Origin of the sequence: Desulforadius tongensis, assembly GCF_016907915.1 — a bacterium.
GTDB lineage: Bacteria > Bacillota > Desulfotomaculia > Desulfotomaculales > Desulfohalotomaculaceae > Desulforadius > Desulforadius tongensis.
This window is the reverse complement of sequence record NZ_JAFBCW010000001.1, coordinates 148,975-162,985: the sequence shown is the minus strand read 5'-3', so window position 1 is coordinate 162,985 and position 14,011 is coordinate 148,975. Positions and strand designations below refer to the sequence as shown.

At 44.7% G+C, this 14,011-nt stretch carries 14 protein-coding genes; 13 read left to right on the top strand and 1 reads right to left on the bottom strand.

Annotation, left to right across the window (positions count from 1 at the left end; translation table 11 throughout):
• Positions 1-209: 209 nt before the first annotated feature.
• The 8 genes from JOC37_RS00750 (at position 210) to JOC37_RS00715 (ending at position 8,650) form a co-directional block, all read left to right on the top strand.
• Complete coding sequence (locus JOC37_RS00750; RefSeq protein WP_204614925.1) at positions 210-1,463, top strand: UDP-N-acetylglucosamine 1-carboxyvinyltransferase; 1,254 nt, start codon at positions 210-212, stop codon at positions 1,461-1,463.
• Between the two features lie 104 nt (positions 1,464-1,567).
• Positions 1,568-2,047, top strand: coding sequence for a 23S rRNA (pseudouridine(1915)-N(3))-methyltransferase RlmH (gene rlmH / locus JOC37_RS00745; RefSeq protein WP_204614924.1), 480 nt, complete (start codon positions 1,568-1,570; stop codon positions 2,045-2,047).
• Positions 2,048-2,268: 221 nt separating this feature from the next.
• Positions 2,269-3,225, top strand: coding sequence for a hypothetical protein (locus tag JOC37_RS00740; protein WP_204614923.1), 957 nt, complete (start codon positions 2,269-2,271; stop codon positions 3,223-3,225).
• Positions 3,226-3,646: 421 nt separating this feature from the next.
• Positions 3,647-5,044: a degradosome RNA helicase CshA gene (gene cshA / locus JOC37_RS00735; protein ID WP_204614922.1), complete on the top strand. Its 1,398-nt coding sequence runs from the start codon at positions 3,647-3,649 to the stop codon at positions 5,042-5,044.
• Between the two features lie 343 nt (positions 5,045-5,387).
• Complete coding sequence (locus tag JOC37_RS00730) at positions 5,388-6,608, top strand: NupC/NupG family nucleoside CNT transporter (protein ID WP_204614943.1); 1,221 nt, start codon at positions 5,388-5,390, stop codon at positions 6,606-6,608.
• A gap of 28 nt (positions 6,609-6,636) precedes the next feature.
• Positions 6,637-7,311, top strand: coding sequence for a deoxyribose-phosphate aldolase (gene deoC, locus JOC37_RS00725; protein ID WP_204614942.1), 675 nt, complete (start codon positions 6,637-6,639; stop codon positions 7,309-7,311).
• Positions 7,312-7,417: 106 nt separating this feature from the next.
• Entirely contained in the window at positions 7,418-7,816 is a 399-nt protein-coding gene (locus tag JOC37_RS00720) for a cytidine deaminase (RefSeq protein WP_204614921.1), read from the top strand.
• A 198-nt stretch (positions 7,817-8,014) separates the two neighbouring features.
• The gene (locus tag JOC37_RS00715) at positions 8,015-8,650 is read left to right on the top strand and encodes a redox-sensing transcriptional repressor Rex (RefSeq protein WP_204614920.1); all 636 of its coding nucleotides are present in this window, start codon (positions 8,015-8,017) and stop codon (positions 8,648-8,650) included.
• Between the two features lie 34 nt (positions 8,651-8,684).
• Here JOC37_RS00715 and JOC37_RS00710 read toward each other — a convergent pair whose 3' ends face one another.
• Entirely contained in the window at positions 8,685-9,029 is a 345-nt protein-coding gene (locus JOC37_RS00710; protein WP_204614919.1) for a YlbF/YmcA family competence regulator, read from the bottom strand.
• 396 nt (positions 9,030-9,425) lie between these two features.
• Here JOC37_RS00710 and JOC37_RS00705 point away from each other — a divergent pair, with 396 nt between their 5' ends.
• The 5 genes from JOC37_RS00705 (at position 9,426) to JOC37_RS00685 (ending at position 13,959) form a co-directional block, all read left to right on the top strand.
• The gene (locus JOC37_RS00705; RefSeq protein ID WP_204614918.1) at positions 9,426-9,614 is read left to right on the top strand and encodes a 4Fe-4S dicluster domain-containing protein; all 189 of its coding nucleotides are present in this window, start codon (positions 9,426-9,428) and stop codon (positions 9,612-9,614) included.
• A gap of 103 nt (positions 9,615-9,717) precedes the next feature.
• Entirely contained in the window at positions 9,718-10,527 is an 810-nt protein-coding gene (locus tag JOC37_RS00700; RefSeq protein WP_204614917.1) for a respiratory nitrate reductase subunit gamma, read from the top strand.
• Positions 10,528-10,560: 33 nt separating this feature from the next.
• On the top strand, positions 10,561-11,919 hold the full coding sequence (locus JOC37_RS00695) for a (Fe-S)-binding protein (protein ID WP_204614941.1): 1,359 nt from the start codon (positions 10,561-10,563) through the stop codon (positions 11,917-11,919).
• A 134-nt stretch (positions 11,920-12,053) separates the two neighbouring features.
• Complete coding sequence (locus JOC37_RS00690) at positions 12,054-12,371, top strand: TusE/DsrC/DsvC family sulfur relay protein (protein WP_204614916.1); 318 nt, start codon at positions 12,054-12,056, stop codon at positions 12,369-12,371.
• A 151-nt stretch (positions 12,372-12,522) separates the two neighbouring features.
• The gene (locus JOC37_RS00685; RefSeq protein ID WP_204614915.1) at positions 12,523-13,959 is read left to right on the top strand and encodes a cobyrinic acid a,c-diamide synthase CobB; all 1,437 of its coding nucleotides are present in this window, start codon (positions 12,523-12,525) and stop codon (positions 13,957-13,959) included.
• Positions 13,960-14,011 lie beyond the last annotated feature (52 nt).

Here is a 14,011-nt window from a genome sequence, read left to right as displayed (position 1 = left end):
TGGCGAGAACAAGGACTTAAGAGCTTAGTCAAGCGCTACGATGAACTTCGTTCCACAACATGAACCGCCGTATACCGAACGGTACGTACGGTGGTGTGAGAGGACGGGAGTTAATCACTCCCTCCTACTCGATTTATAAATTTTAAAGAAGGAAAATTACCTAAAACCGGAGAATAATGGTTTTGTGACATAAAAGGAGGCATATTATCTTGCATAAAGTGATTATAAAAGGGGGGCGCCCGCTGGAAGGAAAAGTTAGAATCAGCGGGGCCAAAAATGCTTCATTGGCCATACTGTGCGCGTCATTAATGGCGGATAAGCCGTTGGTGCTGGAAAATATACCGTACATCAATGATGTTAAAGTATTAATTGAAATAATTGGCACAATCGGAGCCAAAATTTACTGGCAGGATTATCAATCCCTGTATATTGAACCGCCGGAAAAAATTAATGGGGATGCTCCTTACGAGCTGGTAAAAAAATTGCGGGCATCAAACCTGCTGCTGGGGCCGATGCTGGCCAAATTCGGCTGTGCCAAGGTATCCCTGCCCGGCGGCTGTAATATTGGCAGCCGGCCGATGGATCTGCACTTTAAAGGGCTGAGGGGGCTGGGAGCCGAAGTGTCTTTGGAACGGGGCCACATTATAGGCCGGGCGGGTAAATTAACCGGCACCCAAATATACCTGGACTTTCCCAGTGTTGGTGCCACGGAAAACATCATGATGGCTGCCTGCCTGGCCGAAGGGCAGACGATAATAGAGAATGTGGCCAAAGAGCCTGAAATAGTGGACCTGGCAAACTTTTTAAATGCCATGGGAGCCAAAGTACGCGGTGCCGGAACCGATATAATAAAAATTGAAGGAGTTACTTCCCTGGATAAGTGCCAGCGGTATTCAATCATTCCCGATCGTATTGAAGCGGGAACATACATGGTGGCTGCTGCCGCCACCCGGGGAAATGTTTTAATTGAAAACGTTATTCCCAAACATGTTGAACCGTTGATTGCCAAACTGCGGGAAGCGAATGTGGATGTGGAAGAAAGCGAAGATACCATTACGGTAACGGCAGGAAAGCAGTTAAAACCTGTGGATATTAAGACATTACCCTATCCCGGTTTTCCCACCGACCTGCAGTCACAAATGATGGTATTTTTAAGCACCGTTCCGGGAACAAGTGTAATAATAGAAAATATTTTTGAAAATCGCTTTCAGGTGGCCGATGAATTAAAACGCCTGGGTGCCAAAATAAAGGTAGAAGGACGGATGGCGGTAATTGAAGGGGGATCTTCACTGCACGGCGCCCACGTCAAAGCCACGGACCTGCGAGCCGGGGCGGCACTGGTGATTGCCGGCTTAGCTGCCAGCGGTGAAACCCATATCAGCAATGCCATTTATATATACCGCGGCTACCAGGACATAGAAAACAAATTAAAACTGCTGGGGGCCGAAGTAAGATGCCTGTAAAAAAGAATTATTATATTAATACATGAGCATAATAAATTAACTTTTAGGGCGTAAGTGTTTGCTGATGCGGCAGCTTGCGCCCTATATTTAATTGAGGTGTTATCATGCGCATTACCATAATATCAGTGGGGAAGTTGAAAGAAAAATACCTGAAACAGGGTGTGCAGGAGTACTTAAAGCGCCTGCAGCCCTATGCCAAAATAGAAATCATAGAAGTGGCCGACGAACCCCACCAGGATGGAATATCTGAACAGGCGGCGGAACAGGTACGGCAGAAAGAAGCGGAGCGGGTGTCGAGACATATTAAAAGCAGCACTTTTTTAATTGCACTGGATGCGGCAGGTAAAATGTACAGCTCGGAGGAACTGGCCGGTTATTTTGAAAAGCTCATGTTAAAGGGAAAAAGTGATATAACCATGCTGATAGGCGGTTCCCTGGGTTTAAGTGCCGGCCTGCTGAAAAGATGCCAGTTGAGATTATCATTTTCCAAACTAACCTTTCCCCACCAGTTAATGCGTTTAATTTTACTGGAACAAATCTACCGCATTTTCAAAATCAACCGCGGTGAACCGTACCACAAGTAACGGCGGTTTTTTGTTAGTTTGTATCTGCTGGAAATGATACTTATATATTGTGAATAATGGTATATACAAGAATGGTATTAATAGAGTATTGGAATGATATACCATTGCTTTGTGCTTTATGTTAACAAATACAGTATTTTTATATATTACTTGAACTTTTATGCAATATAATTATAATAAATGGAAATATGTTGTGATGTAATTTTATGGAGTGCTTGAACATGTTTGATAGAATTATTGATGAAATTAAAGAAAGAAATGTAGTTATATATATAATTATACTTCTGATTTTTACTTGCTTTTTAATGGTTAAGTTTTTGGATTTAGTAGTTTTAACAGGGAAAAGTTTATTTAAATCAATAATAATTTTATTTTTACACTGGAAAAGTATGCTATTTATAGTGGTCTTATTTGTTATAGTTAGATATTTATTTAAATTAAGCGACAGAAAGTCTCAGGAAGAAATTGATAAATATAATAAACCTTTAGAAGTTGAATCAAAAGGTAGAGAATATATTAGTGTGAAATTAATTGAAAGACATGAGAAACTAAACAATGTGGATGGGAGGGTGCTTGATATTGTAATAAAAAATGAGTCTGATAATGACATTAACTATATAAAAGGGTATATATCATTATATAAGCGTCTCACGAGAGTAAGTAAAATTGACTTTGAAATTAATAATCTCCGAGAATTGTTTAGTGAAAGAGTATTTTATGATTTTATAGACCATGAAAAGTTATTTTGGGATGGATTTGATATTTATGTGTATCAAATTCAGGTTGGTGATAAAATAGATAACAACTTTACAATAGAAGGAAACCATTTTATAAGAACATATTTTTTTGAATTAAATCTAGGGGAGTTTTATGATTTTAAGATTTTTGGAATTAGAACTAGATATAACCTAATTTGGTTAAAGAAAAAAGTCAGACGAGAAATATTACCTAGAATCCGGTTTTTTTACTCTAAGCAAACAGTCTACTTTTGTCGAAGGCCATTTTTATTGGAATTAATGAATGCAGTATCAAGATATTTACGTCTTTTATTGGTTATATCTGTTTTATTCATTATAATACTAGCTGCAATATTTGTATTAATTGATATAGGTAAAGCATTGATATCCTTATTTGTAGTTTGGAAACATTATTTTCAACAGATTGTTAATTTCATATAGACGAATGAGTTTATGGCTTATTTGTTTTGTTGTTTATATAAAAACTGCAGCTGCAGTGATAGAATGAACCATATCATAAATGAAGTGAATTTATTGCCTGTTCTAGATAATTTATGCTTGTGTATTAATTTATTATTTGCTTTTTTGTGAGATGTATGATATTCTTATTTCCAGTTAAAATGTCATGGATATCGAAGAACGATTTTACGGCCTCTTGTTGAAATTGCTTTAGGACGGAAGTCGTTGTTACGGTTTCGGCTTTTTAGCAATAATTTTTAAGGAGGCCGCAGAATGCAGATCGACTATAATTCTTTATATAAGCCTAAAAAAGAAGGCATATTCCATAAATAAGGAATAATGCCTCTTTTTTTCGGTAATTTTAAGTAAAGATAAAAAATGAAATAAAGGAGATTAACTGTAATTGGCAACATTTTATGAATTTGGACTTAATCAACAAGTGATTCGTGCACTCAGTCATATGGGATTTGAAGAACCTACTCCCATTCAGGAGCGAACCATTCCCACAGCGTTACAAGGAAACGACTTGATTGGGCAGGCTCAAACCGGTACGGGGAAAACAGCTGCTTTTGGAATTCCTCTGGTGGAAAGACTAAGTGTTGAGCAGAAACAGGTTCAAGGAGTTGTTTTGACCCCAACCCGAGAGCTGGCGGTACAGGTAGCGGAGGAATTAAATAAAATTGCCCAATATAAGGGAATACGCACATTACCAATTTATGGAGGGCAGGATATTAATCGCCAGTTTAGGGCTTTAAAGAAAAAGCCGCATATTATTGTGGCCACGCCGGGCCGTTTCATGGATCATATGAGAAGAAAAACGATTCAGCTTGATGCCATCAAAATGGTGGTTTTGGATGAAGCGGATGAAATGCTGAATATGGGCTTTATTGAAGATATTCAAGCTATTCTGCAGGAAATTCCCGGGGAACGTCAAATGCTGCTGTTTTCAGCAACGATGCCCAAGCCCATACAGGATCTGGCCCGAAAGTTTATGAAAGATCCGAACATAATCAGCATTAAACCCAAAGAAGTTACCGTTCCCAACATTGAACAGCGGTATATGGAAATACGGGAAAAACAAAAATTTGATGTTCTCTGCCGCTTATTGGACATCCAGTCCCCGGAATTAGCAATTGTATTTGGAAGAACAAAGCGAAGGGTGGATGAGTTATCGGAAGCATTAAATAAACGCGGCTTTGGGGCTGAAGGGATTCACGGGGATCTCAGTCAGGCAAAACGGGATAGCGTTCTGCGCAGGTTTAAAGAAGGTGCTATTGAAGTGCTGGTGGCCACCGATGTGGCAGCTAGAGGGCTTGATATCAGTGGAGTGACCCATGTTTATAATTTTGATATTCCTCGAGATCCGGAAAGTTATGTGCACAGGATCGGGAGAACAGGACGCGCAGGTAAAATGGGATTGGCCATTACTTTTGTTACCCCGCGGGAAATGAATCTTCTAAGAACCATCGAAAAAATTACCAAACGAAAGCTGGGCCGCCAGCCCATTCCAACGATGGCTGAGGCTATTGAGGGACAGCAGCGCTTGGCTGTTGAAAAGCTGCTGAGAGTGGTAGAGGAAGGTAATCTTCACGCTTATAAAGCGATGGCCGAACAGCTGCTTGAAGAAGTTGATTCCGCCACATTGATTTCCGCTGCCTTAAAGATGCTGACGAAAGAACCGAACACAATGCCTGTGAAGTTAACCGAGGAAGCGCCTCTGCGCATGAAAAAGAAAAAATTCGAGGCCAGAAAGAAATCAGGAGGGGTTAAAAACAAAAGAAAGAAGGGTAAGCATTATTAATCCTTAGAACTGAATAAGAAATAACAGGAATTTGATGAGGTTGGAATTACAAAACATATTCATTTTGTGAATAAATATATTCGTTTTTTATGAGCATGTACAGCTGGTAATATGCTGCTGAGAAAATATGCGGAAAAAGGTTTGCCGGTGCGGTACCCTGGTCTAATGGGGTACCGCTTATTTATTAGGCGGGTGGTTTTCATCCCGTGAGCAGCTGCCGGAATCGGTGTTAAAATCGCTGCTGCATTATTCACGCTCTTTACATGTTTACCAAGAATATTTTCAAAGTATAAGGGAGAATTTAAAGGAAGAAATACAGCAATACATAAAAGGGGTGATAACTATTAATTATTTATGGGGCCTTTTAGGAATGCTGGTTGTTTTTACCATTGCTTTTCTCGCTTCCACCAACAGGAAGGCCATTAACCTGCGCACTGTTTTAGGCGGTTTGGCTATTCAGGTTACATTTTCCTTTATTGTTTTAAAGTGGGAGGCAGGGAGGGCGGTGCTGGAAAGGTTGACATTTGCCATTACCGAAATTATAAATTATTCTAATGAAGGTATCAGGTTTTTATTCGGTCCCTTTATAGGCCCGAAATTTCAGGAGCAGTTTGGCTTTATTTTTGCCTTCCAGGTGCTGCCGGTGATAATTTTCTTTTCGGCTTTAATTTCTGTACTTTATTATTTAGGAATAATGCAGTGGATTATTAAAATTATCGGGGGGGGATTGTCTAAATTACTGGGCACCACCAAGGCGGAATCCATGTCGGCGGCAGCCAACATATTTGTGGGCCAGACGGAAGCACCCCTGGTGGTGGGCCCCTACCTGGCCAAAATGAGCGGTTCGGAATTATTTGCCGTTATGACCGGCGGGCTGGCCTCCGTTGCCGGGTCTGTGCTCATTGGTTACTCGCTGCTGGGTGTGCCGTTGGAATACCTGCTGGCGGCCAGTTTTATGGCCGCTCCCTCCGGCCTGGTGATGGCAAAAATGGTGATGCCTGAAACCCAGCCTCTAGATGAGGACGATAAATTTAAAATGGAAGAAGATGTAGACTCGGCCAATGTAATTGATGCGGCAGCCCGGGGAGCCAGTGTGGGCCTGCAGCTGGCCCTCAATATTGCTGCCATGCTGCTGGCTTTTATTGCTTTGATCGCATTGATTAACGGCATTTTAGGTTATATCGGCGGGTTGTTTAATTATAAGCTGTCGCTGGAAGGTATACTGGGGATACTATTCTCGCCCCTTGCCTTTGCCATTGGGGTGCCCTGGGCCGAGGCAGTTCAGGCCGGTGGATTTATTGGACAAAAACTGGTACTAAACGAATTCGTTGCTTACGCCTCCTTTGCACCGCAGATTGACCAGCTTACACCCAAAACAGTGGCTATTGTAAGTTTTGCCCTTTGTGGATTTGCCAACTTTTCATCCCTGGGTATACTGCTGGGCGGTCTCGGCAACCTTGCCCCCAACCGCCGGGGTGACATTGCCAGGTTCGGCATGCGGGCAATTCTGGCAGGAACATTGGCTTCTTTATTGAATGCCTCTATTGCGGGGATGCTGTTTTAACAAACCAAAGGAAGGAAGATTTTTGACCATGAGTAAAGAACTGGCTAGTATGATTGACCATACATTATTAAAGGCCGACACCACAAAAGATCAAATTATTAAATTGGTGGAAGAAGCGAAGGAATATAAATTTGCATCGGTTTGTGTAAACCCCACCTGGGTAAAGACAGCGGCAGAAATGCTGAAGGATACGCCGGCAGTAAGGGTTTGCACCGTTATTGGTTTTCCGCTGGGTGCCACCACACCGGAGGTTAAAGCCTTTGAAACAAAAGAGGCTGTTAAAAACGGAGCCACAGAAGTGGATATGGTGATTAATATCGGCGCGCTGAAAGATAAAAACGATGAACTTGTGGAACGGGATATTAAAGAGGTTGTTGATGCTGCCGGTGGAAAGGCGCTGGTAAAAGTAATTATCGAAACAAGCCTTTTAAGCGAGGAAGAAAAGGTGCGGGCCTGCAGAATAGCCGCCCGGGCCGGAGCGGATTTTGTAAAGACTTCCACCGGTTTTTCTACCGGCGGGGCAACGGTTGAGGATATCTCTCTGATGCGGAAAACAGTGGGGGAAAACATGGGTGTTAAGGCATCGGGCGGCATTAAAAACCGCCAGCATGCCCTGGCCATGATAGAGGCGGGGGCCAACCGCATCGGTGCCAGTGCCGGCGTTGCCATTGTGAAGGGCGAAGAGTCTAATGCCGATTATTAAACCTGTACCAACAGGAAATGAAACCCCGGCAGCATTTGCAGGAGCAAACGTTTTTGAGTGAGCAGCTGTCGAACTTAGCGAAGACGGTAGAAAGGTTGAGTGATTTATGAGCAAAGAAACACTGGTTGAAGAAGCTAAAGCGGCCAGGGAAATGGCCTATGCCCCTTATTCCAAATTTAAAGTGGGGGCCGCGCTGTTAACAAAGAATGGAAAAATCTATCGCGGCTGCAATATTGAAAACGCCGCTTACAGCCTGTGCAACTGTGCTGAGCGCACAGCCCTGTTCAAAGCCTACTCAGAAGGAGACAAAGAATATGACATGCTGGCAGTTGTGGCCGATACAGAGCGGCCGGTTCCCCCCTGCGGGGCCTGCCGCCAAGTAATTTCGGAACTGTGCCCGCCGGACATGAAAGTTATTTTAGCCAACATGAACGGTGATATACAAGAAATGACCGTTAAAGAGCTGCTGCCGGGGGCATTTTCACCCGCAGACCTAAAAAAATAAAAAATCAAGTTTGGGGCGTTTTGGCAGTGGCAAAACGCCCCTTTTAACTGCAGAAAAAATTATCGGAATAAAAATTTTTCTTTTAATAATAATAGTAAATAATTAGACAACTATTTACTTAATAATGATAAAGTGATATAGTTAAATTATTGAAAAATATCATTTTTCTGACTAGTTTGTGAAGGAGTGGATTCCAGAATGGTTTCTGCTGGCGGCATTCCCAAGGCCATTGCCAAAAGGCTTCCTTTATACCACCGGTGCCTGGCCAAGCTGAGAGAACAGGGCAAATATACCGTTTCATCAAAGGAATTGAGCAGAGAAGTGGGTGTAGAGGCCACCATGATCCGGAAAGACCTCACCTACTTTGGTGAGTTGGGTAAGCGTGGAGTGGGTTATAACGTGGAGCTGCTTTACCGCACCATTGGTAGAACTTTGAACTTGGACCAGCACTGGGAAGTTATAATTGTTGGTACAGGAAAAATGGCTTCTGCGCTGGTGGAATATAACTGCTTATATGGAAGAAATTTTCGCATAGTGGCAGCCTTTGCCCCCGGTACAGTTTCTGAAAACATGATGGTGGAGCACCTCACCGTGCAGCCGCTGTCAGCACTGCCTAAATTTGTTCAAGACCGGGATATAAAGATGGCCGTTTTGGCCACTTCGGACTTGGATGCCCAGGTGGCGGCCAACATAATAGTCCGATCCGGTATCAGAGCAATTTTAAACTTTTCGCCGGTGGATGTATGCGTGCCGGAAGATATTAAGCTGCTGAACAATATCATAACCACAGAAATGCAGATTTTAGCCTGCTGCTTGGAAGGAATAAAAAAATGATGGGAATTTCCCACCATTTTTTCAGCACGGTTTATTATTTGCCCACCATACCTTCCTGCATTTTTTTATTAACGGCAATTACTAAATCATAAAACTTCTGGGTTTTATCATACCAGTCTTTAATTAGAGGGTGCTGCATTGCCCTTTCTTCAGCATCCTTCAACTGCTTGCGGTTTTTTTCGCTTAACGGTGTGCCCAGTTTTTCCATCCGGTCAAAGGAGTTCTTTAAGTTTTTAAACTGCTTTACCAGCTTGCGGGCCTGTTCATCCTGCCGCAGCGCTTCTTCTGCCTCCTGCTTCAGCTTAAATTCCTCGGTTTCAGCCAGTGCATGTCCCAGCTTTTCGGCCAGCTCTATGATAGACCTGTTTTTACCAGTCATATTATTCACCCCCTCTTTGTAGTTTCTCCAGAGGTACAAAAAAATCCTATTTTATTCTATACGTTTAAATAAAAAATTCCAACCCGGCTATTTATGTGCAAAGTTTGAAAAATTATATTATTTACTGTCGAATATATATGGTGCTACCATTTGGATATAGAAAAGAAAAACATTAGTATATTCTGAAAAAAAGTGTCTGTTTTCGGAAGGAATAATTTAAGATACAACGAATATTGCTTTATATAAAGATTAAGTGTACTTGTGCTTTTTTTGCATTGGTATCTTATGCTACAATATGGGTTGTCAGTTAACTGATTTTTTAATATCACCGGGGTGCAAAACCTCTCCGGAAAAGGAGTGGGATGTTAATAATAAAATAAAAGGAGGTCTTGGGGCATGTACATGGTGTCAATTGATCCTGACAAGTGTGAAGGTTGTGGGGAATGCGTAGATGCTTGTCCGGCTGCCATTTTAGAGATGGTTGACGGCAAAGCTGTTGTAACCGGCAGCGAAACAGACTGCATGGGCTGTGAAACCTGTGTAGTAACCTGTCCGCACGGAGCACCCTCTGTTCAGGAACTGTAAGCAGCCAACAAAAAATTTACCGGCATTGAGCAGGTGCTGTCTTATGACATCACCTGCCCAAAATTAAAAATAATATCGGGGATCACCCCAAGGAGGTGTACCTGTGGAATATTTTGTACTACAAGTTCTGCCTTATATTTCTGTGGCAGTGTTTACAATTGGTGTGCTGTACCGCGTTGGTAAGTGGGCACACGCGCGGATTGTACACAATATTGTTTTAACTCCCGCACCCGAAACACTGGGGGGCGCGGCGGTAAATTATGCTGCAGAGGTGGCTTTATTCCGCAGTTTATTTAAAGGAGACAAAAGTTTGTGGGCCGGCGCTTGGATTATGCATATTGCGCTGCTGAACATTATCGGCGGGCACATTGTGGGATTTGCCTTTTTAGGAGAGCAGTTTAAGTACATCGGTACATCTGCAGAATTGAGCAAATACCTGTCCAACGTGTTGGGTACTTCGATGGGTATTATTATTTGGGTTGCCCTGCTGTACCTGCTGTACAGGCGTTTGGCAGTCAATGAAGTTAAGATGGTATCCAATCCTGCAGATTACCTGCACTTATTACTTTTACTCGGTATTGTCAGCTGCGGTAACTTTATGCGTTTAGTTCCCGAGTACAGTATTCACTATGAAACTGCCCAGGCGTACATTATTCAACTGGCTACCTTCCAGCCGGTGGATTTCAGTCATTTTAACTTTGTGTTTACACTCCACCTGCTGTTGGTACAAATTCTGATGATTGTGTTCCCGTTCAGCAAGCTGATGCACGTATTTGGCATGTTTGCCGAGCGCTGGATTGTCGACCGTCCTTATGTTGAGCCCGCGCCCGGTCTGCCAGGTGCAAAAGCGGCGGTATCTACAAATGCCACCGGCGTCGTTACTGCCGGGAAAACAGCTTCAGGGGGGGTGTAGCGCGTGACTGAAAAAAAATATAAAGCTCCGGCAATGGCAAACGAATCTGAAATGCGTGCCCTGTTTATAAACCCTGTTCCTGATGATCGTAAGGTTAAAGAGGCGCTTAAACACCTGAAATACCTGGTGGAAAAATACCGCCCGTTGATGTTGGCCATGGAGTCCTGTACCAAGTGCGGCCACTGCGCCGAGAACTGCCACACATACCTGGGTACCCGTGACCCCAATAACATTCCAACCAACCGGGCAGATTTGTTCAGAAAAGCATGGAAAGCCGCCTATACCTTAGAGGGCAGGTTGTTTGGCAAGCTGGTGGGTGCGGAACCGCTGTCCCTGGATACCATTAATAAAATGTACTCATATTTCTACCAGTGCAATGAGTGCCGTCGTTGTGCTTTGGTTTGTCCCTTTGGTATTGACACCTGTGAAGTAACCTTTGCCGGACGCCAGCTTCTGCACTGGCTGGGTATGGTGCCCAAACTGCAGGCCCAGGTTGGTGCGGCCATGTACCGTACCGGTAACCACACCGGTCTGCCCAAGCCGGGCTTGGTTGATACCTGTGAATTCTTGGAAGAAGAAATGCTGGAAGAAACCGGTGTGGAAATTAAAATTCCCATTGACAAGCCCAATTCTGATGTGCTGTACATTCCGTCTTCTGCGGACTTCCTGCTCAACCCCAACACCATGATGGGTGCGGCCAAGTTCTTCCACTACCTGGGAATTAACTGGACCATGAGCAGTGAGATTGCCGAAGCGGGCAACTTCGGGCTGCTGTTTGACCAGCGCTATACCATGCGCCACAACACCATGCGCCTGTTAAACGAAGCGGTTAAACTGGGTGTCAAGAAGATTGTTTGGGGTGAATGCGGTCACGGCTGGCGGACCGGTAAAATGTACGTGCCCAGCATGGCAGACCGTCCCATTCCGGTGCCCATTGTGCACCTGCACGATGAAACTGCTTATTACATTCGCACCGGTCAGCTGAAACTGCATCCCGAGGCAAACGATCATCCCACTACACTGCATGACCCGTGCAACTTTACCCGGGCATGCAACTTGGCGGAAAAGCTGCGCGAAGTACTGAAACCCTGCGTAACCGACTTCAGGGAAATGACACCGAACCGCGAGCGCAACTTCTGCTGCGGCGGCGGCTCTGCTATTCTCTACGATGATCCGGTGATGTACGACCTGCGCATCAAGTTCTCCGCCAAAAAGGCCGAGCAGGTACGGGCCACCGGTGTGGGTGAAAACGGTGACGGTTACCTGGTAGCTCCCTGCTCCATCTGTAAGGCACAGCTGTATCCGATGGTAGAAGAGCATAAACTGGGAGTAGAAGTAAAAGGCTTAATAGATTTGGTGGGAACAGCTTTATATCCACCAATAAATAAATAAAAGGGACTAGCATAATTGCCAGAAATATATTAAAATAATAAAGGCATGTTAAAAAGTGCTATTATGCGGTGCTGCGTTATCATCAATGCAGCACCGCAAGTAAGTAATAAAAAACATTATGGAGGTGTCCCCCAATGCCAATGATCGAGGTAAATGGGCAACAAATTGAAGTTGATGAGGATGGTTTCCTGGTTAACACTGATCAGTGGAGCGAAGAAGCTGCTAAATACTTTGCCAAAGAAGAAGGCATTGACGAGCTGACAGAAGATCACTGGAAGGTTATCAACTACCTGCGTGATTATTTCTTCCAGTTTGGTATTGCTCCCATGATCCGTAAGCTTTGCAAAGAAACCGGTTTCAGCCTCAAGCAAATCTATCAATTGTTCCCCACCGGACCGGCTAAGGGTGCTTGTAAGATTGCTGGTCTGCCCAAGCCTACCGGTTGTGTATAATCACAGGAACAGGAAAAACCTTCACCCTCACCAACGATCTGGTGGGGGTGTACTTTTCTAATAGGTTGCGTTTTTACCGGCGGCTGTCTTGGTGAGCCAATTAACTATGTAAAATGCACCTAAGAACAAACTAGGAAGGCAGGGATGGCTGATGCAAAAACTGCAGAACGTACCGAGGATATTAATAGCGGCACCGCAGGGTCGCTCCGGGAAAACAACAATTACAGTGGGATTGGTAGCTGCCCTCACTGCCCGCGGCGTTAAGGTGCAGCCCTTCAAAAAGGGACCTGACTTTATTGACCCCAGTTGGTTAACCAGGGTAGCCGGCAGAACCTGCCGCAACCTGGATGCTTACTTAATGGACAAAGAAAAAATCAAGGCCTCCTTTGCCACCCACAGCCGGGGTGCCCACATCAGTATTGTTGAGGGGGCCATGGGCCTCTTTGACGGTGTAGATGTAGAGGGCAGCGGCAGTGCTGCGGAAATTGCCAAAATAATTCAAGCCCCGGTAATACTGGTGGTCAACTGCACCAGGATGACCCGCAGTGTGGCGGCTATGGTAAACGGTTATAAACATTTTGATCCCGGTATCAATGTGGCCGGGGTGATATTGAACAATGTTGCCCGCAGCCGGCACGAAAACATGCTGCGCGCGTCGATAGAAAAATATTGTGATCTACCTGTACTGGGTGCCATGCCCAAGGGCAAACAGTACACCATTCCCGACCGGCATTTAGGGTTGGTTCCGGCGGGGGAAGACCAATTGCTGCATCAAGCGGTGGAACGGGTGGCGGAAGCGGCGGAAAAATACCTGGATCTGGACAAAATAATGGCCGTGGCTGCCCAGGCTCCTGCTTTAGATGTGGAAACAACTGTACCGGCAGCGCTGCCGGCTGTAAAGCGGCCCCATGAAATAACCGGTTCTTCCCAGCGGCCGCTGATTGGTGTGCTGATGGATCGTTCATTTACCTTTTACTATCCGGAAAACCTGGAGGCGCTGTACGGGTGCGGGGCGGAACTGGTGGCCATTGATGCCATAAATGACGCTTCTCTGCCCGGTGTGGATGCCCTGTTTATTGGCGGCGGTTTTCCGGAAGTGATGGCCGGTGAGCTGGAGAAAAATGCTTCGCTGCGTTCAGAAATAAAACGCCGCATTGAACAGGGTCTGCCGGTGTACGCCGAGTGCGGCGGTCTGATGTACCTGGGCCGTACCATTAACTGGCAGGATAAAGTGTATCAAATGGTGGGTGCCCTGCCTTTTGATGTGGAGTTAACCCAAAAGCCCCAGGGTCACGGGTATATGGAAGTGGAAGTGCACCGGGAAAACCCCTTTTTCCCGGTGGGCAGTAAAATAAAGGGACATGAGTTTCATCACTCCAAGGTAATTAACCTGGATAAAAGTAAAGTTTACTTTGCCTACCGGGTTAAGCGCGGTTGGGGAATAGACGGGTGCCGGGACGGCTTGGTATATAAAAACGTAATGGCCTCCTACAACCACCTGCATGCCCTGGCTGTGCCGGGATGGGCGGAAAACCTGGTGCAGCGGGCAGGGGAATATAAAATGAAAAATGCTAAGTGTGCACTGTAAAAGAAGGGAAGGGGCGCGTGTTTTACGCGCCCCTTCCCTTCTTTTTGAGAAA

Bases quoted from the DNA above. Each gene is read 5' to 3' on its own strand.
- rlmH (WP_204614924.1), top strand. From the start codon at position 1,568: ATGCGCATTACCATAATATCAGTGGGGAAGTTGAAAGAAAAATACCTG.
- JOC37_RS00740 (WP_204614923.1), top strand. From the start codon at position 2,269: ATGTTTGATAGAATTATTGATGAAATTAAAGAAAGAAATGTAGTTATA.
- deoC (WP_204614942.1), top strand. From the start codon at position 6,637: ATGAGTAAAGAACTGGCTAGTATGATTGACCATACATTATTAAAGGCC.
- JOC37_RS00720 (WP_204614921.1), top strand. From the start codon at position 7,418: ATGAGCAAAGAAACACTGGTTGAAGAAGCTAAAGCGGCCAGGGAAATG.
- JOC37_RS00715 (WP_204614920.1), top strand. From the start codon at position 8,015: ATGGTTTCTGCTGGCGGCATTCCCAAGGCCATTGCCAAAAGGCTTCCT.
- JOC37_RS00710 (WP_204614919.1), bottom strand. From the start codon at position 9,029: ATGACTGGTAAAAACAGGTCTATCATAGAGCTGGCCGAAAAGCTGGGA.
- JOC37_RS00705 (WP_204614918.1), top strand. From the start codon at position 9,426: ATGTACATGGTGTCAATTGATCCTGACAAGTGTGAAGGTTGTGGGGAA.
- JOC37_RS00695 (WP_204614941.1), top strand. From the start codon at position 10,561: ATGGCAAACGAATCTGAAATGCGTGCCCTGTTTATAAACCCTGTTCCT.
- JOC37_RS00690 (WP_204614916.1), top strand. From the start codon at position 12,054: ATGCCAATGATCGAGGTAAATGGGCAACAAATTGAAGTTGATGAGGAT.
- JOC37_RS00685 (WP_204614915.1), top strand. From the start codon at position 12,523: ATGCAAAAACTGCAGAACGTACCGAGGATATTAATAGCGGCACCGCAG.